The sequence below is a fragment of the Prevotella micans F0438 genome (assembly GCF_000243035.1).
Lineage (GTDB): Bacteria > Bacteroidota > Bacteroidia > Bacteroidales > Bacteroidaceae > Prevotella > Prevotella micans.
Genome location: NZ_JH594523.1, coordinates 230924 through 249646, shown reverse-complemented (window position 1 = coordinate 249646; position 18723 = coordinate 230924). Strand labels below are relative to the sequence as shown.

The following is an 18723-nucleotide window of genomic DNA, read 5'->3' as shown; positions in this document are numbered from 1 at the left end:
TGGGGGAGTTGATGAATAATTGAACTAGTGAAGAGGTGAGGATAATCACTGTTTCTCGATGATAGCCTGCTTGATGAGGCCTTCGAGTTCTTCGGCAAGTTCGGGATTGTCTTTGATGACTTTCTTGGCGCCGTCGCGACCTTGGGCTAGCTTGGTATCGTTGTAACTGAACCAGCTACCGCTTTTCTTTATGATTTCGAATTGAACGCCGAGGTCGAGAAGCTCGCCGGTCTTTGAGATTCCTTCGCCGAAGGTTATTTCAAATTCGGCTTTGCGGAACGGCGGAGCCATTTTGTTCTTGATTACCTTCACGCGGGTTAGGTTACCGAGGATTTTATCTCCGTCTTTGACACTACCAATCTTGCGTATGTCGAGCCTTATGGAGCTGTAGAACTTCAAGGCATTTCCACCGGTTGTGGTTTCAGGATTGGAGAAAGGCATACTGTTGATTTTGTCGCGTAGCTGGTTGATGAAGATAATGCAGGTGTTGGTTTTGGAGACGGTTGAGGTGAGTTTGCGCAGAGCTTGGCTCATGAGTCGAGCTTGGAGTCCGACGGTGGTCTCGCCCATATCGCCTTCGATTTCCTTTTTGGGTGTTAGGGCGGCCACAGAGTCGACTACGATTATGCCGACGGCCGATGAGCGGATGAGTTGTTCGGCTATTTCGAGGGCTTGCTCGCCATTGTCGGGTTGCGAAATCCAGAGGTTGTTTACGTCGACTCCAAGTTTTTCGGCATAGAATCTGTCGAATGCGTGTTCTGCGTCGATGAATGCGGCTACTCCACCGGCTTTTTGTTCTTCGGCTATGGCGTGGATGGCCAGGGTTGTTTTACCGGAACTTTCCGGACCGAAGATTTCGATGACTCTGCCCCTGGGGTAGCCTCCGATGCCTAGAGCTGTGTTTAGGGCTAGACTGCCGGTTGGAATCACTTCTATGTCTTCTATTTGTTCGTCGCCCATGCGCATGATGGCTCCTTTGCCGAAGTCTTTTTCGATTTTGGCCATTGCTGCCTGTAGGGCTTTCATTTTGTCGTTCTGTTCAGTGTCTTTTTCTTTTGCCATTGTGCGTTATTGTTTCTAGGTTGTTTGTTTCTTTTCCGGGGTTGGTTTTAGAGTTCGAGGTCTCCGCCGATTTCGTCGTGCCATGGCAGTCCTTGTTGGTTGAGTTCCTCGAGGAACGGATCTGGGTCGAAGTCTTCGACATTCCATACGCCGGGTTTGCGCCATAATCCTTTAAAGAACATCATTGCGCCCACCATTGCCGGCACGCCGGTTGTGTAGCTCACTCCTTGCATTCCTGTTTCGTTGTAGGCATCCTGGTGTTTGCAGTTGTTGTAGATGTAGTAGGTTTGTTCTCTTTCGTTTTTGATTCCGCTGATTCGGCATCCTATGGATGTTTCGCCGTCGTAGTTTTCACCGAGTTCTTGCGGATTGGGTAGGATTGCCTTGAGGAATTGCAGCGGAACGATTTTCACTTTGGCTGTCTTACCGGAACCGTCGGCCAGTTTGGCTTCATAGTCTATTTCATCTATCCTGCTCATACCGAGGTTTTGGATGCAGTCGAGATAGGTGAGATATTGCTGTCCGAATGTCATCCAGAATCGTGCTCGCTTTATGCTGGGATAGTTTTTCACGAGCGATTCGAGTTCTTCGTGGTGCATGAGATATGAGTCGCGCGGCCCGATATTTGGGTATGTAATGTCGCGGTGAATGGCGAGCGGTTCGGTTTCAATCCATCGTCCGTCTTCATAGTAGAGGCCTTTTTGTGTTATTTCGCGGATATTTATTTCGGGGTTGAAGTTGGTTGCGAATGCTTTGTGATGATTGCCGGCATTGCAGTCTACGATGTCGAGATAGTGTATCTCGTCGAAATGGTGTTTTGCGGCATAGGCTGTGAATGCTTGCGACACTCCGGGGTCGAATCCGCATCCGAGGATGGCGGTTAGACCGGCTTGTTCGAACCTTTCTTTGTAGGCCCACTGCCAGCTGTATTCGAAGTGGGCTTCGTCTTTGGGCTCATAGTTTGCCGTGTCGAGATAGTTGCATCCACAAGCCAGGCAGGCTTCCATCACGGTTAGGTCTTGATAGGGTAAGGCCAGATTTATCACTAGTTCCGGACGGTATTTATTGAATAATTCTTTGAGTTGTTCAACGTCGTCGGCATCCACTTGGGCTGTTTTGATGTTTGCTTTGTAGCCTTTGTTGTGAATTGCTTTCACAAGCTCGTCGCATTTTTCTTTTCGTCGGCTTGCGATGATTAGTTCGTTGAATACGTCTTGATTCTGCACAATTTTAAAGGCGGCAACGGTGGCTACTCCTCCTGCGCCTATCATTAAAACTCTGTTCATTTTATTCTTTGTTTTTTATTGTTTTTCGAGTTCGCTGGCTTTTATGCCCATGGCGTCCATGAGCGAATAGCCTAGTACTTGTTGTTTGAAGTTTCCGCCTTCGAAGGGTTGCATGCCGAAGAGTGTTATTTCTTTTTCGGCTCCGGCTGGTCGGAGGGCGTTCCGAATCATACCTAGAGTGTGATGGTCGTCGGTGTCGGGCAGCATCATCATTCGTCGCACCTCGTTGTGTGGAAGGATGATTGTGATGAGGTCGAGCATAACATCGTTTTTCTGTGCCACGTCATTGCCGGTGGCTATGGTATTGATGATGAATTCGCCGAGTACATCGTCGTTGAATGCCTGACCGTTAAATTCGGTTTCATAATCGGATGGTACGAAGTTTTCCAGCTTCTTACTGTTTTCGTCGTGTAAGATAATTACCTGTGTTTCGTGTTTTCCCGGTCGTAGGTTCCCGTCTAGTGACACGTCTACTATCCATTGGCTGAAATCGGCAGACGGAATTTTTCGATTAAGCATTCTTTCAAAATTCACAATGAGGTTGAACGCTACTCTGTCTACATAATCTCCGTCGATTATTATCACGTTCTCACTCCACTTAAAGTTCTGGGGTTGTTGAATATTCATAGGCGCAAAGATACTCTAATCGACCTGAAACTCAAAGGAAAACATTTGGGTTTTGATGTGTCCAACTTCCTGATTTATTGTAATTTTTGCCTTCTTGTTGGAAGTTGAAATCACGACCGCAAGCAACGATGATTTTGGAATGTATTTGAATTCTGCGACGGGAACCTAAAAATGGTTTTGGTGGCTTTTAAACCTTACGACAAGTCTGTAAACCTTAGTTTGGTTGCCCGTGAGCCATGCAACAAGGAGAGTAAACCTTAGTTTGATAACCGATGAACTTTGCGAAAGGAGAATAAACGTAGGTTTGATTGCCCGTGAGCCATGCGACGAGGAGAGTAAACCTTAGTTTGATAGCTGATGAACTTTACAACTGGGAGACAAATTCCTTCTTGCTCTGAATTGCATGTTTTTTTTAAATAGTAATATACTGACATGTATATTACTTGTAGTATTTAAAAATAGGATTTATTTGTATTGTAAATCTAATAGTCCATGGAAGACTATAACTAGTATATTTGCTTATTCCATAGTCTATGGAAAATTATCGTTGGTATATTTTATTGTTTCCATAGATTATGGAAAACTATCGTTAGTATATCATGTTCTTTCCATAATCTATGGAAAGAACATGATAATATAGATGATAAAATCCATAGACAATGGAAAATACAAATTAGTATATTATGTACTTTCCATAGACTATGGAAAGTATAATGTAGTATGAATAATAAATTCCATAGGGTATGGAAAACACATGTTAATATATAGGATATATTCAATATGCTATGAAAAGAATATTTTAGTAAGTCATTATTAGAAAAAACTCTGCAACTCGGAGCAAGAAGGAATTTGTCTCCCAGTTGTAAAGTTCATCAGCTATCAAACTAAGGTTTACTCTCCTCGTTGCATGGCTCACTGGCAATCAAACCTACGTTTATTCTCCTTTCGCAAAGTTCATCGACTATCAAACTAAGGTTTACTCTCCTTGTTGCATATCTCACGGGCAATCAAACTAACGTTTACAGACTTGTTGTAAGGTTTAAAAGCTATCAAGACATGCATTTGGAATCGAATTCACATTAGAAATACGTGAGTTCGGTTTAAGATGTCTGCTTAAGTCTCCGAAGGAGCCAATGGGTAATAAACAACGGATGCCAATTCGGGCGTTAGCCCGCATGTAGGGACAGACCCCGTGTCTGTCCGCCTCTCTCTGCCAATTCGGTCTACCGACCGCATAACATATTTCGTCCTGTCATCTGGTGCGGACAGACACGGGGTCTGTCCCTACATGCGGGCTAACGCCCGAGTGGGGGCTCTATTAAACCGAACTCGCGTAAAAATGTTCTCATTCTATATTTGGCGGACCTCGTCACGGTGTGGATATTAACTTAGGGATGAGGTATGACAAACCCCAAAGGTTGAGGGATAACCTTTGGGGTTCGTTTGGAGGGTGAACTGTTTGGAAATGGATGGAAACTCGAGTGGAGATGCTAAAATTCGCTTGTGAAATGGAATTTAACGTGCTCGAAATCCTGTTGAGCCATGGTTAGCATATAGCTTGAATCGGCGAGGAATACATCGCGGCCTTCGGTGTCTTTGGCCATGTATTGATATTTCCGTTTCTTGAAGTTCTCGAGTTCTACCTCGTTGTCGGCTTCAATCCAGCAGGCTTTGTGAAGGTGTACGGGTTCCCAGCGGCACTTGGCATTGTATTCGTGCTCGAGGCGATATTGGATTACTTCGAATTGCAGCTGTCCCACGGTTCCGACAATCTTGCGGTTGTTGAACTGATTGATGAAAAGCTGGGCTACGCCCTCGTTCATGAGTTGCTCGAGACCTTTGGTGAACTGTTTGGATTTCATGGGGTCGTCGTTCTCGATATATTTAAAAAGTTCGGGCGAGAAACTGGGTAGACCTTTAAAGTGGAGGATTTCGCCTTCGGTTAGGGTATCGCCTATTTTGAATTGCCCTCCGCTATCGGGCAATCCCACGATGTCGCCCGGAAATGCTGAGTCGACAGTGCTTTTTCGTTGTGCCATAAATTGTGTGGGCGACGAGAATCGCATGGTTTTCTTGTTTCGTACGTGGAGATATGGCTGGTTGCGCTCGAATTTTCCGGAGCATACTTTGCAGAAGGCTATGCAGCTCCGGTGGTTGGGGTCGATGTTGGCGGTTATCTTGAAGATGAATCCGGTAAAGGAGGAGTCTTCGGGTGCTACGATTCGCTCTTCAGCCTGGGTGGGTTTCGGACTGGGGGCTATTTTGACGAAACAGTTGAGTAGCTCTTGCACGCCGAAATTGTTGAGTGCCGAACCGAAGAATACGGGGGCTGTTTGGGCGGCTCTATATTCTTCTATATTGAATTCGGGATAAACGCCGTCGATGAGTTCGATGTCGTTGCGGAGTTGTTGAGCGAAATCGGTTCCGACTTGGTTGTCGAGCTCTTCGGAGGATATTTCTACTTCGATGGTTTCGGTGACGCGTTGTTTGTTTGGGGTGAAGAGGTTGAGGTTTTGCTCGTAGATGTTGTAGACGCCTTTGAAGCGCAGGCCTTGTCCGATGGGCCAGGAGAGGGGCAGGGTTTTGATTTTGAGTTCTTCTTCGAGCTGGTCGAGGAGGTCGAATGGATCTCGGCCTTCGCGGTCCATTTTGTTTATGAAAATTATTACGGGTGTGTTGCGCATCCTACACACTTCCATGAGCTTGCGTGTTTGTGTTTCGACGCCTTTTGCGGAGTCGACTACAATGATTGCGGAGTCGACAGCTGTGAGTGTACGATAGGTGTCTTCGGCAAAGTCTTGGTGACCGGGCGTATCGAGGATGTTGACTTTGTAGCCTTCATAATCGAACTCCATCACTGAAGTGGATACCGATATTCCGCGCTGTTTTTCGATGTCCATCCAGTCGGACGTCGCAGTTTTCTTAATCTTATTGCTTTTCACTGCTCCGGCCACCTGAATTTGTCCGCCGAAGAGGAGGAACTTTTCGGTGAGCGTTGTTTTTCCGGCGTCGGGATGTGAGATGATGGCGAAAGTTCGCCGACGTTCTATTTCGTTCATGGTTTCAGGTTTCTGAGGCATTTTTCTAGACTCTCTTCCCAGTGTGGAATGTGTATGCCGAAGGTGTTTTTGATTTTTGTTTTGTCTAGTACCGAATAGGCCGGGCGTTTTACTGGCGATGGGAATTCGTCGCTGTGGCATGGCTGAATGTCGCAGCTGTTGTTTCCGGCTAGTCGGGCAATTTTCACGGCGAAGTCATACCAGCTGCAAACTCCCTCGTTCGAGAAATGATATATTCCATCGTGTCCGGAAAATTTCCTGTTCTCGATAATATTGAATATTGCGTCGGCGAGGTCTTTGGCATAGGTTGGCGTTCCGCATTGGTCGAACACTACCTTGAGTTGCGGCTTGGTGGAAGTGAGTTGTAACATCGTTTTGACGAAGTTGTTGCCGAACTCACTGTAAAGCCAGGCTGTGCGTATGATGATGTGACTTGCACCGGTTGCGATGATGCGTTGTTCGCCTTGAAGCTTGGTGAAACCGTAGACTCCAGTAGGAGTCCCCTGCTGATTTTCATTGCAAGGAGTGTTGTAAGGGTCGGCGCCGAACACATAGTCGGTACTGATGTGAAAGAGGATTCCACCCACTTTTTTCATTGCTCTTGCGAGATTTTCGGGGGCAGCAGCGTTGAGGGTTTCTACTATCTGGCCGGCTGTTTCGGCCTTGTCTACGTTTGTCCACGCAGCACAGTTCACAACACATTCTATGTTGTTTTGCCGTACCATGTTTTCGATTTCGGTTGGGTTAGTGATGTCGAGCTTCGCATAGTCGCCACACACATCGGTAAACACATAGTTGTCTTTACTTTCTTTCGCTACCAATTGTATTTCGTTACCCAATTGTCCATTGGCGCCCGTTACTAGAATATTCATTTTGATACCTTCTTTAGTTGTCTTCAAATTGCAGACCTTCTGTTTTATCCTTTTGATAATAGTCTGCCAGCATTCCCACTAGTGTGGTTATTTCTTTCATGGCTGAATTAGTTTCCTGACTGATTTCTTTTTTCTGCAGTCGAAGCATCATCACGCCGTAAAGGAAGTCGAAACATGTTTCAATTTCGCTCTCTTTTAGGTGAGCGGCAACATCTTTCAAACGTTCATTGTTTGTTCGTGCCATATCGTCGGCAACCTGCTTGGTTTTACCGCGCAGTTCAACGATGAAAGGCAGCACACGATAGTATTCGGCCGAATAGAAAGGGAATTTCGACGACGCCAGCAACTGGTTGTGCAACTCGGTGAGTTCTTGAATAATGATTTTGTTGATTTGCAGATGTCCTTGTTGGCGACACCCTTCCTCGTTCATCATCCTTACTAAATCACCGAACCAATCTTCTTCGTCGGCTTTGCGTTCGTCGTCATATCCGAATCGGTCTATATATTCTTCCCGTATTCTTGTGAGCGAACATCCGTAAGCCCTAATAATATCTTCTATCTGCCACATGTAGAGCAGATATTCGGCCACGCTTTTTTGCCTCAACTCTTTAGCAATAAACATAATGTTCCGTTCAATAATAAGACGGCAAATGATACAGGTTGAATACTGTACCGATGAGCATAATTAGAGAAAAAAGAATCACAACGGCACCAATAACCTTGTTGATGATGAGAATGCCGTTGACATCGAACTTCTCGCGAATCTTGTCAATAAGCCACGTCAGTCCATACCACCAAAGCAGTGCACCAATCGGAATACAAGCAAACCCGATTATCATTTCCGGAACGCGTGAAGGCTGAACAAAAGCAAACTGCGCGAAAGTAGCCATCATCAGAAAAATAATCAGTGGGTTAGATATGGTGACAAAGAAAGCCGTGACCCCGTTGTGAAGAAGTGTTCCCTTGATGTTACCGCTCTTGTGCATCTTTTTCATCGGATTAGATAAGAAGCAATATATTCCGAAAAGCATCAAGAGAACACTGCCCGATATTTGAAGAATGAACCGATAGGCAGGATTCTGTAGAGGTTCCATTACAAAGCTCATTCCTAAACCTACAATCAAGGCGTATAGAAAATCGCTTATGGCAGCCCCGACGCCAGTGATAAAGCCATACCATCGACCCTTATTCAAAGTGCGCTGAACACAGAGAATCCCCACTGGCCCCATCGGCGCTGAGGCAATGATGCCTATCAGTAAGCCTTTAAAAATAAAATCAAGAATATCTAATTGAATGGGAAGTTGCATGTCCATAATTGATTGCAAAAGTGCGAAAAGATTACCGTATGCACAAATTCGAGATTACGAACCACTCCGCTCTGGCGGCTTTATTACAGAAGCCCATATACGTTTAATTGTGAACATCTACTTAACTTTGCGCGTATAATTTTTCATCATAAAAACTTATTATTTTATGGACGTTCAAGAACTGAAGCCCTTCGTTATAGGTTTAGACTTGGGAGGGACTAATTCCGTTTTCGGAATAGTGGATCAACGTGGACAGGTGTTGGCAACCAACACTATTAAGACACAGACTTACACAACGGTTGAAGACTTTGTCTCAGCAGGCGTCGAAGCGCTCAAACCCATTGTGGCCAAAGTGGGAGGAATAGGCCAAATAAAAGCAATGGGAATCGGAGCACCCAACGGCAACTTCTATAAGGGAACTATCGAATTCGCACCTAATCTGTCGTGGGGACACGAAGGTACCGTGCCATTGGCAGCAATGTTTGAGAAACATCTCAAAATTCCTGTAGGATTAACCAACGATGCCAACGCAGCCGCAATCGGTGAGATGCAATACGGCGTGGCCAGAGGAATGAAAAACTTTATCATGATAACCCTCGGAACAGGAGTGGGATCTGGAATCGTGATAAACGGACAAGTAGTCTACGGTTGTGACGGATTCGCCGGTGAGCTCGGTCACAGTATATTCTTCCGTGGAGGAGAAGGTCGACTTTGTGGATGCGGTCGTAAAGGTTGCATTGAAACCTATTGCTCTGCAACTGGAGTGGCACGTACAGCTCGCGAGTTCCTCAAAAATTCGGATGAGGTATCGTTGTTGCGCGAAATAAAAGTAGAAGACATCACATCGCTCGACGTTTCGATTGCCGCCGGACAAGGTGACAAGCTTGCCAAAAGAGTGTTCGATTTTACGGGTGATATTCTCGGTCAGGCATGTGCTGACTTTGCCGCATTCTCTTCTCCCGAAGCATTCGTATTCTTCGGCGGACTCACAAAGGCCGGCGACCTGTTGATGAAACCTCTAAAGAAATCCTACGACGCACATGTTCTCAGAATATTTAAAGACAAAGCTAAATTCCTTGTTAGCTCGCTCGACGACGCATCAGCCGCCGTTCTAGGTGCATCGGCTATCGGCTGGGAACTCTAAGTCCAGAATAGATTGTTTGCATAATTCTGTTGGTAGAGGGAGGCAAAACTATAATTCCTTGTAAAAGGATATAGTCGCCCCCTCTACTTTTTTATTTAGGGATGGATGGCATGTTGCGCTCCTGAATTTGTCCATTCGGGAATACCTTAAAAACAAACAACATCCCTCTCGCAGCGAAAAACAAACTATTAAAAGCAATGAACAAGTTGCCAAATTCTATTAACACAAATGTGACAGGCAACCTTTCTAAGTATCTTTGCACGAACTTAATTCAAAATGAAAATGAATTCCAGATTATTTTTTCTCTTAGTATTCGCTTCGATAACGACTGCAATTTCTGCTCAAACAACAATCACCGGAGAGGTGCTCGATTCGTTAACGAAAAAAGGCGAACCTTACGCAACAATCAGAGTTTACAAGAACAAGAACAGTGAAAAACCAATCGCTATGTGGGTTACTGACACCGACGGGCGATTTTCTCAAACGGTCACAGCGCAAGGCAATTTCTTCATATCGTTCAACTCCATGGGTCGACGTGAAATCGTACGCCGAATTTCGCTCGGCGCAGACAAGGACAAGGTCGACTTGGGAACGCTACTATTTCAAGATGACACGAAGCAAATGGAAGGGGTCACCGTTGTGGCCCAGAAGCCGCTCGTGAAGATGGAAACCGATAAGATGACCTACGATGTACAGAACGACGTCGACTCGAAAACCAATACCGTGCTCGACATGCTGCGAAAAGTACCCATGGTGACAGTTGACGGACAGGATAACATAACCGTGAACGGGCAGAGTTCGTTCAAAGTTTATGTTGATGGGAAGCCCAATATAATGTTCTCGGCTAATCCATCGCAGATATTCAAATCGATGCCTGCCTCGTCGGTTAAATCAATAGAAGTGGTGACCAATCCCGGTGCTCGGTTCGACGCCGAAGGAACCGGTGGAGTGTTGAACATTATGATGAATCATGTAAACGGACAAAAAACCTTCACCAACGGATACAATGGAAACATCAACGCAACCGTGGGTAACAAAGGCTCGCGCGGAGCAGCTTTCGTGAGCGGGCAGCAAGGTAAGTTTACCTACAGCGTAAACCTGATGTATGGCCGTGGAAAAAGCAAAGACACCGAGATTTTCATGAAAAGAACAGCGCCCGACGGAAGCACGATGGATTACTATCAAACGGCCAGTGGCCGAGAATCGTTCACCATGGGCAATGTGAGCCTTGGCTTCGAAATTGACTCTATGAGTAATCTCGGAGCATCGTTCGGCGTGACACGATATGGACTTAGGCACAACGGTTACCCAACAACGAAATACATCGGCGGAATCTATGGCGCCGGATTCCAATACAGCAACTTCACATCCACTGAAACCGACAATAACTCATATAACGGAAGCATAGACTATCAACGATTCTTCAACGCCGATCGAACCAGTTCTCTTGTCCTGAGTTATCTCTTCACAACAATGCCCAACAGCGAAAAAAGCGAGCGATATTACTCCAACTTGCCACCAGGAATACCATTCCCGGTGAGCGACCTCTACTCTGAAGCCAATACGCGCGGAACCGAACACACGGCGCAGGCTGATTTCACAACGCCCATCGGAAAAGGACAAGTCTTAAACACCGGAGCGAAGTATATTCTCCGACTCAACACATCCGACTCCAAATACTACAACGTCCTGGCCGGCGTACAAACCTACGACCCGACAAAGAGCGTGAACTACAAAAACAACCAAAATATACTCGCCGGTTACGCAGAATACACCGCCACAATCGGCAAATTCGGAACCAAGGCCGGCTTACGCTACGAACATACCTGGGAAGATGTGAAGTTCATTCTCGGTTCGGGCTCCGACTTCAAGAAGAACTACGGAAGCCTGGTACCATCGGCCAGCATAACATATAATCTTGCCGCAACGGTGAACATGGGAATAAACTACGGAATGCGCATTACCCGACCCGGAATAAGTTACATGAATCCCTACGTCGACCACTCGGATCCAACCTACATAAAATACGGTAATCCTAACGTCGAGGTTGAAAAGAGTCACAACGTGAGTTTCGTGTTCAACTTCTTCACTCCGAAACTCATGATTAATCTAACGCTGGGAGAGAACTTTGCCGACAACCAAATTTCGGAGTATTCGTTCATGCAATCGGGCACGCTCAACACAACTTACGGCAACATCGTTAGAAGCCGATGGACAAACTTCCACACCTTCGTCAACTACGCCATTACGCCCAAAACCCGACTGATGCTCAACGGCGGATTCGACTACGGCGATATTCGCTCCAATCAGCTTGCTGCACACAACCACGGATGGCAGGCCGATGTCTTCGCAGGTATTCAACAAACTCTTCCGTGGGATATTAAGCTAAGCTGCTTCGCCGGCGGAATGACCAAGAAATACACCCTCCAGGGCTATAGCGGAGGGTATGATTTCATCAGTGCAACCATCGATAAATCATTTTTCAAAGACAAGTTCAGCATAGGTTTGCAATTTATGACTCCTTTCGACGGAAAGATAAAAATAGACCAATACAGTCGCGGTGCCGACTTTGAACAAAGCGTGGACATCATCATCCCGATGCGCTATATCGGCCTGTCGTTCACGTGGAATTTCGGTAACACTAAGAAGCAATTCCAAACACACGAAAGCAAGATTTCCAACGACTTCCAGGAACACAAAAGTACCAATCAGCAAATGGGTGGCGTTGGCACCGGAACCGGCATAGGAATGTAATATTGCCCCTCCTATCAGTCCATTTATTGGTTTCAAAATCAAATATCTGCATGCGTTCTTATCATAGCATGCAGATATTTTTTGTTGATATATAAACGTACAATGTGAGTTCGACTTAAGAACTCAGATTAAGCCGAAATTAAGTTACTACAGCTCTTCGTCAACGAATTGTTCAGCTTGGCGGAGAGTGTCGAGCTTGCCGACGTCGAGAATTTTTAGGTCAGGTTTTTCATAGCCGAGGATATTCAGGCGGTCGGCATAGCGTAGATAGAAAATCATTATCGGGAAAACATTCTCGCGTTCGGCTCGTAGACAATTGAATAACTCCGGTCCCACAACGTGTATTCCGGAGAAAGCCAGAAGATAGTGGTTGTGTTGAAGATAACCGACCTTATCGGGAGCTTCGAATTTAAGTTGTCGAAGGGTAGGATAGGGCGATTTAATCTCGGAAGTTTCGATATTCGTCCAGCCTACGAGTCGCATGTTTGTGTTGAAAATTAGATATCGTTTCGTTTTCCTTCGGCTAACGAGCATACGAACATCTGCCCCGGTGCTGTAGTTATAGAAGTTTTGCAAGTCTACGTTGCTGAGAATATCCACGTTATGAATAAGCACCGGTCGAGTGACGTCCAGGAGTGCGGCGGCCGACTTGATTCCGCCCCCTGTGTCGAGCAGTCGTGAGGTTTCATCGGATATTCTGATGTCAATTCCGAAGTCATGTCGTGCGAGATAATCCTTGATTTGCTCCGAAAAGTGATGAACGTTCACCACGATTCGTTCACATCCGGCAGCTTTGAGAGATTCTATTGTCCGTGCCAAGAGAGTTTTACCTTTAACTTCGACCAGTGCTTTCGGTATGGAATCGGTTAGTGGTTTGAGTCGGGTGCCTTTTCCGGCGGCGAATATCATTGCTTGCATGTTTTGTTTGTCTACTGATGCGTGCAAAAGTAGCTCTTTTGTCTCCCAGAAATTTATCCTAATCAATAGAATCTATCAGTCCAACTCATGGCCTTTCCGCCTGAATTGCCATCCGCATCGGGCAGTTGTGCATGGTTTACGCATTGTTATTTGGGAGATGCAAGGTAGTTGTGCATGCGTTTGCATTGTGATTTGGGAGGTGTAAGGCAGTTGCATATGTTTTTACGCTGTGATTTGAGATGCGCCAGGCATTAGCGCATGCGGTTGCATTGTGATTTGGGAGATGCAAGGCAGTTGTGCATGTATTTGCACTACGATTTGGGATGCGTAAGAGGTAGAAAGTTCTTTAAATATATTCTTGAAAGATATACCCTTGATTTATAAAACTTTATAGAAATTCTTGAAATAGATAATTATAGAGGAAAGTTATTTCCAGAATTTCTTTAAAGAATATTGATTACATTTGAATTGTTTCCAGACTTTCCAGAAAAACATCATCTATGAGATTAGTTGTTTCAGAAATTTCTTGAAATGAATCTTTATTAAGAATAAACATTTAAAGAATATATTTAATATAATATCTAATGCAATTATGTATTTCCGGAATCTATATAAGATACTTTTTTATAAGGATATTCTTTTGCGGAAATTATTTTAATAACTAATTTGTGATATTATTCTTTAAAGGAAGTTCTATAAGGTGGTATTTTATAAAGTTATCTTTTTGTAGAATTGAATGAAAGAGTTAGCCGGCATTTTGCCGTCCTAAAACGCAGGACGACGCTGGGCGGAAAGAAGCTCGCCGTCCAAAATCATAGTGCGTAAGATGATGGAAAGTAGTTCACAGTCTGAAGTCGTAGTGCTACATGAGATGGAATGTAGTTTGTCGTCCGAAAATACAGAACGACATAAGGCAGAAGGTGGTTCGTAATCCAATTGCCTGGCTTGGAATGAGCATAGAGGCAATTAATTGTGCACATCTACTTACTTTTGCGAGTGCATTGTTCAATGCCCACATCTTTTCCCCACGCTTATAATATAAAATAATGAATATGGATTGGATTAAACTCATTTCCAGTAAGAGGCTCGGACAGGAACATCGATACTATGCGCGACGCGATGAACGCTCGGAATTCAAGCGCGATAGCGACAGGCTCATTTATTCAGCGCCTTTTCGTCGGTTGCAGAACAAAACGCAGGTTTTCCCGCTCCCGGGCAGTGTGTTTGTGCACAACCGACTCACACATTCGCTCGAGGTAGCATCGCTCGGTAAGTCGCTCGGCGATGATGTGGCCCACCGGCTTATAAAGGTTCATCCCGAACTAGCCGGAACACTATTCGAGGAGATAGGAACGATTGTACAAACAGCTTGTTACGCCCACGATATGGGTAATCCACCGTTCGGGCACAGCGGCGAAAAAGCCATACGGAGTTTCTTTACCGAAGATTCGGGCGAGAGAGTTCGCCGGCATGTGAGCGAAAGAATGTGGGCCGATCTCACCCACTTCGAAGGTAATGCCAATGCCTTCCGCCTGCTCACGCATAGGTTCCTGGGCCGAAGAGAGGGCGGTTTCGTGATGACCTATTCCTCTCTGGCCAGTGTTGTGAAATATCCCTTCCCGTCGACCGCTCCCGGCAAGCATGGCAAGTTCGGCTTCTTCGCTACGGAGGAAGAAACCTACAGGCAGATTGCCGACGAACTGGGAATCGTTTGCAAGGGACAAAATGTTTATGCGCGACATCCGCTGGTTTATCTCGTTGAGGCGGCCGATGATATTTGCTATGAAATTATGGATATCGAAGACGCGCATAAACTGAAACTCCTTTCGTTCGAGGAGACTGCCGACCTCTTGCTGGGCTTCTTCGACGAGGAAACACGCTGCTCAATACGCCAGAGGATTGTTGAGGAGGGAGTGACCGACGAGAACGAACAGGTGGTTTATTTCCGCGCCTGTGCCGTGGGAAAACTCGAAGCCGATTGCGTGGATGCGTTCGTGGAGCATGAGCGCGAAATTCTTGACGGAACTTTCGAGGGCTCGCTTATCGACCATATTCCCGAACCCGGACGCGGGAACTACAGGCATTGCGCTAGTGTGTCGCTCGAAAAGATTTACAGTAGCCGAACCGTGCTTGACGTGGAGCTCTCGGGCTATAAGATTATGGAAACACTTATGGACGCACTTATCGGTGCAGCTCTGGAGCCGGATAAATTCCACAGTAGGCAGCTCATTCGTCGCTTCTCGAGTCAATACGACATACAAAGTCCCGACATCGAAACACGCATCATGGCCGTGATTGATTACATCAGCGGTATGACCGATATCTACGCCCTCGACATCTACCAAAAAATCAACGGCATCAGCTTGCCCGTCGTTTAAAAGCATCATGAACAAAGCACTCACAGTCTATAAGGCGTCGGCCGGGTCGGGAAAAACATTCACACTTGCGGTGGAATATATCTCACTGCTCATCAAAAATCCCGAAGATTATCAGCACATCCTTGCCGTAACCTTCACCAACAAGGCCACCCAGGAGATGAAAACGCGCATCCTATCGCAACTTTATGGAATCGCAAATGGTCTTGAGTCGTCGGAGAGTTATTTACGCGAAGTGCAAGGTCGAACCGGACTTATGGAGCAAGTCATACGCTCGAATGCCCGACTAGCTCTTTCACTGCTAATCCATCGCTATAGCGACTTCCGTATCCAAACCATCGATGCATTCTTCCAATTTGTGCTGCGCAACATGGCTCGCGAACTGAATCTCACGGCCAATTTGCGGGTCGACCTAAACGATAGTCAGGTTGAACACAAAGCTGTCGACCAGCTCATCGATGGACTCGAACAGGGACAGGATATTCTGCGCTGGATTCGCGATTACATCGACCGAAACATCGAAGACGACCTTGGCTGGAACGTCATCGGGAAAATCAAGGATTTTGGGCAGAATATATTTAAGGATTTCTATAAAGAGCACGAACGCCAGCTCGACGCTCTTTTTGCCGACGATTCGTTTTTCGACAACTACACCAAGGAGCTGCGCGGAATGCAATCCACACTCAAGAAGAAGCTCAACGACTCGGCCAGCGCGATTATCGACGAAATAAAGCACGCAGGGGTCGACGAACCAGGGCTCTTCAGACGATTCCTATACGGATACCTCGTGAAGCAAAGCAAAGCCGAACCTCTTCCGGACAGCACGCCCGGTTATGTGCAAACCTGCATCGAGCAGCCCGATAAATGGACTTCGGGCAAATGTCCCGCCACCGAAAAAGCCACCATCACCGCCCTGGCTTCCGAAAAACTCTCCGCAATGCTTGCCAACCTCGATGAGTACAGGCAATCGGCCGCTTGCAACTATCAATCGGCTAAACTGGTGCTAGCCCATTTGTCGCAGCTACGCCTGTTACATGCCATAGCCGATACAATGAACCGAATCAACCGCGAATCCAACCGATTCATGCTTAGCAACACACAATCTCTGCTTCGCAATATCATCGGGACATCCGACACACCTTTCATTTTCGAGAAAATCGGAACCCGACTTAAGCACATCATGATTGACGAGTTTCAGGACACCAGTCTTGCGCAATGGAGCAACTTCAGAACTCTACTCGAAAACTGTATGGCGCAAACCGGCTCGCGAAATCTCATTGTGGGCGACGTTAAGCAAAGCATCTATCGATGGAGACAAGGCGACTGGCAGCTGCTAGGGAACATCGATCGGAAAATCAGCCCCGAATATCTAGATATACGCCCACTCGATAAAAACTTCCGCTCCGAAGAAAACATCGTGCTTTTCAATAATGCATTCTTTAGTCGGGCAATAAGCGCAACCGAAACGATGTTACGAAACGAAGGCTCCAAGCAGGCCGATGAGCTTGCCCAAGCTTATTCAGACCTCGTGCAACAGCCCGTAAGAAAAGGTCGGAAGGGAAGCGTCCGAATAACCCTCCTGCCCGAAAACCCAGCAACATATCGCGAACAAATCCTGTCACAGCTCGTTGAAACCGTGGAAGAACTCCTCAGCAAAGGCCACCAACAAAACGACATCGCAATTCTCGTACGCTCAAAAAGCGTTATCCAAGACATTGTCGAAACCTTTCTACAGCAACTCGGCGGCAAGGCAAACATCGTTTCCGACGAGGCTTTCCGACTCGACGCATCCCTTGCCGTGACCGTCATCATATCCGCCCTAACCCTACTCGTTAACCCCGACGACAATTTAACCCGCGCCAAACTAGTAAAGCTATATCGCCAGCAAGTGCTTGCCGAACCCGTAACCGACAACGAACTGCTCCTGACCGATAACAACCAGCGAACACAGCTCGACAAATTGCTCCCAGAGAAATTCACCCACGAACAAGCCAAGCTCATAGGACTACCGGTTATAGACCTCATCGACCGGCTCATCGCAATCTTCAACCTCGACCGACTGGAAGGTCAGAGCGCCTACATATGCACATTCTACGACACACTGGCTGAATACCTCCGCGACAACCCCGCCGACATAAACGAGTTCCTCGACAAATGGGATGAAACACTCTACAGCAAAACAATCCAAAGCGACGAAATCGAAGGCATACGCCTCATAACGATCCATGCCAGCAAAGGTCTCGAATACCCCAACGTCATAATACCATTCTGCGACTGGAAACTCGAACCATCAGATACTATATGGTGCCCAGCCCACCAAAAGCCACACCCATTCAACGCACTGCCAATAGTACCAGTCGACTTCTCAGCTAAAAAGATGCAAGGCACAGTCTTCGAATCCGACTATCAGGAAGAACACTTCCAAAAAACACTCGACAACCTCAACTTGCTCTATGTAGCCTTCACCCGAACCACCCAAAACCTCATCATATCCGGAAAAAGAGCACCCAAAGTCACAACCACCCACCAGAACCGTTCACGAATCATCGAACAAATACTACCCGACCTCGCCCAACAACTTCCCGAAGCCACGCTCATTGCCCCCGAATCCCCCCAAGAACCAATCGAATTCCAATTCGGCCAGCTCACCCACGCCCCTGCCCCCATCATCCCCACAACCTCCGCCCCTCAAAACCCATTTACAGCCCCAATCAAAACCCAGCTCATCCACATCCAGACCTTTCCACAAGCAGCAACATTCAGGCAAAGCAACCGAAGCCGACAATTTGTTGAAGCCAACCCAGATGCCCCAGAAAACCAATATATAAAAGTGGGAAACGTACTCCACCAAATCTTCGCCGACATACGAACCGAAGCCGACATCACCCCCCACCTAAACCAACTCCAGCAAGAAGGCATCATCTACAACGACGACATCACCCCCGCGCAGCTCACCACCCGAATCAGCAAATCCCTGCAAAACCCAGTCGTCAAAAACTGGTTCTCACCCAAGTGGCAACTCTTCAACGAATGCACAATTCTCCAATACGACCCCACACTCGGGCGCGCCGTTCAGCACCGACCAGACAGAGTCATGACCGACGGCAAACAACACATCATAGTCGACTTCAAATTCGGCGCCCCACACCCCAGTCACGCCCTTCAAGTGCGCCGTTACATGAACCTGCTAGCCGAGATGGGAAATACCAAAATCAAAGGCTACCTCTGGTATGTGATACGCGATGAAATCCAAGAGATATCGCTCCCATCAGACGAAACCTCGGAGTGATTGCAATCAATCCGTCAGCCGAACGAAATA

12 protein-coding genes are annotated in these 18723 nt (G+C 46.6%); 4 read left to right on the top strand and 8 right to left on the bottom strand.

The window, feature by feature from the left end; all coding sequences use genetic code 11:
• Positions 1-45 precede the first annotated feature (45 nt).
• The 7 genes from recA to HMPREF9140_RS08830 all read right to left on the bottom strand — a co-directional run bounded on the left by recA (position 46) and on the right by HMPREF9140_RS08830 (position 8213).
• Complete coding sequence (gene recA / locus HMPREF9140_RS08860; protein WP_006953402.1) at positions 46-1062, bottom strand: recombinase RecA; 1017 nt, start codon at positions 1060-1062, stop codon at positions 46-48.
• A 47-nt stretch (positions 1063-1109) separates the two neighbouring features.
• Positions 1110-2348: a saccharopine dehydrogenase family protein gene (locus tag HMPREF9140_RS08855; protein WP_006953401.1), complete on the bottom strand. Its 1239-nt coding sequence runs from the start codon at positions 2346-2348 to the stop codon at positions 1110-1112.
• Positions 2349-2363: 15 nt separating this feature from the next.
• Positions 2364-2975 (bottom strand): DUF6621 family protein, encoded by a 612-nt coding sequence (locus HMPREF9140_RS08850; protein WP_006953400.1) that lies wholly within the window; start codon positions 2973-2975, stop codon positions 2364-2366.
• A gap of 1490 nt (positions 2976-4465) precedes the next feature.
• Complete coding sequence (locus HMPREF9140_RS08845) at positions 4466-6034, bottom strand: peptide chain release factor 3 (protein WP_006953399.1); 1569 nt, start codon at positions 6032-6034, stop codon at positions 4466-4468.
• Entirely contained in the window at positions 6031-6906 is an 876-nt protein-coding gene (gene rfbD / locus HMPREF9140_RS08840; protein WP_006953398.1) for a dTDP-4-dehydrorhamnose reductase, read from the bottom strand. Before rfbD ends, HMPREF9140_RS08845 begins: the two co-directional genes overlap by 4 nt.
• Positions 6907-6919: 13 nt before the next feature.
• A complete protein-coding gene (locus HMPREF9140_RS08835) occupies positions 6920-7528 on the bottom strand; it encodes a DUF4924 family protein (RefSeq protein ID WP_006953397.1) in 609 nt (202 codons plus the stop codon).
• Positions 7529-7538: 10 nt separating this feature from the next.
• A complete protein-coding gene (locus HMPREF9140_RS08830) occupies positions 7539-8213 on the bottom strand; it encodes a LysE family translocator (protein WP_025073410.1) in 675 nt (224 codons plus the stop codon).
• A 166-nt stretch (positions 8214-8379) separates the two neighbouring features.
• Between HMPREF9140_RS08830 and HMPREF9140_RS08825 the strand changes: the two genes are divergently transcribed.
• On the top strand, positions 8380-9357 hold the full coding sequence (locus HMPREF9140_RS08825) for an ROK family protein (RefSeq protein ID WP_006953395.1): 978 nt from the start codon (positions 8380-8382) through the stop codon (positions 9355-9357).
• Positions 9358-9633: 276 nt separating this feature from the next.
• Positions 9634-12111: an outer membrane beta-barrel family protein gene (locus HMPREF9140_RS08820; protein WP_018572053.1), complete on the top strand. Its 2478-nt coding sequence runs from the start codon at positions 9634-9636 to the stop codon at positions 12109-12111.
• A gap of 147 nt (positions 12112-12258) precedes the next feature.
• Here HMPREF9140_RS08820 and HMPREF9140_RS08815 read toward each other — a convergent pair whose 3' ends face one another.
• Positions 12259-13029 (bottom strand): sugar phosphate nucleotidyltransferase, encoded by a 771-nt coding sequence (locus HMPREF9140_RS08815; RefSeq protein WP_006953393.1) that lies wholly within the window; start codon positions 13027-13029, stop codon positions 12259-12261.
• Positions 13030-14081: 1052 nt separating this feature from the next.
• Between HMPREF9140_RS08815 and dgt the strand changes: the two genes are divergently transcribed.
• Both dgt and HMPREF9140_RS08805 read left to right on the top strand, forming a co-directional pair.
• Positions 14082-15407, top strand: coding sequence for a dGTP triphosphohydrolase (gene dgt, locus HMPREF9140_RS08810; RefSeq protein WP_006953391.1), 1326 nt, complete (start codon positions 14082-14084; stop codon positions 15405-15407).
• Positions 15408-15414: 7 nt separating this feature from the next.
• The gene (locus HMPREF9140_RS08805) at positions 15415-18693 is read left to right on the top strand and encodes a UvrD-helicase domain-containing protein (RefSeq protein WP_006953390.1); all 3279 of its coding nucleotides are present in this window, start codon (positions 15415-15417) and stop codon (positions 18691-18693) included.
• The last annotated feature ends 30 nt before the right edge of the window (positions 18694-18723 follow it).

Excerpts from the sequence above, each read along its gene's own strand:
- recA (WP_006953402.1), bottom strand. The coding sequence starts at position 1,062 with ATGGCAAAAGAAAAAGACACTGAACAGAACGACAAAATGAAAGCCCTA.
- HMPREF9140_RS08815 (WP_006953393.1), bottom strand. The coding sequence starts at position 13,029 with ATGCAAGCAATGATATTCGCCGCCGGAAAAGGCACCCGACTCAAACCA.
- HMPREF9140_RS08850 (WP_006953400.1), bottom strand. The coding sequence starts at position 2,975 with ATGAATATTCAACAACCCCAGAACTTTAAGTGGAGTGAGAACGTGATA.
- HMPREF9140_RS08820 (WP_018572053.1), top strand. The coding sequence starts at position 9,634 with ATGAAAATGAATTCCAGATTATTTTTTCTCTTAGTATTCGCTTCGATA.
- HMPREF9140_RS08825 (WP_006953395.1), top strand. The coding sequence starts at position 8,380 with ATGGACGTTCAAGAACTGAAGCCCTTCGTTATAGGTTTAGACTTGGGA.
- HMPREF9140_RS08830 (WP_025073410.1), bottom strand. The coding sequence starts at position 8,213 with ATGCAACTTCCCATTCAATTAGATATTCTTGATTTTATTTTTAAAGGC.
- dgt (WP_006953391.1), top strand. The coding sequence starts at position 14,082 with ATGGATTGGATTAAACTCATTTCCAGTAAGAGGCTCGGACAGGAACAT.
- HMPREF9140_RS08845 (WP_006953399.1), bottom strand. The coding sequence starts at position 6,034 with ATGAACGAAATAGAACGTCGGCGAACTTTCGCCATCATCTCACATCCC.
- rfbD (WP_006953398.1), bottom strand. The coding sequence starts at position 6,906 with ATGAATATTCTAGTAACGGGCGCCAATGGACAATTGGGTAACGAAATA.
- HMPREF9140_RS08805 (WP_006953390.1), top strand. The coding sequence starts at position 15,415 with ATGAACAAAGCACTCACAGTCTATAAGGCGTCGGCCGGGTCGGGAAAA.
- HMPREF9140_RS08835 (WP_006953397.1), bottom strand. The coding sequence starts at position 7,528 with ATGTTTATTGCTAAAGAGTTGAGGCAAAAAAGCGTGGCCGAATATCTG.
- HMPREF9140_RS08855 (WP_006953401.1), bottom strand. The coding sequence starts at position 2,348 with ATGAACAGAGTTTTAATGATAGGCGCAGGAGGAGTAGCCACCGTTGCC.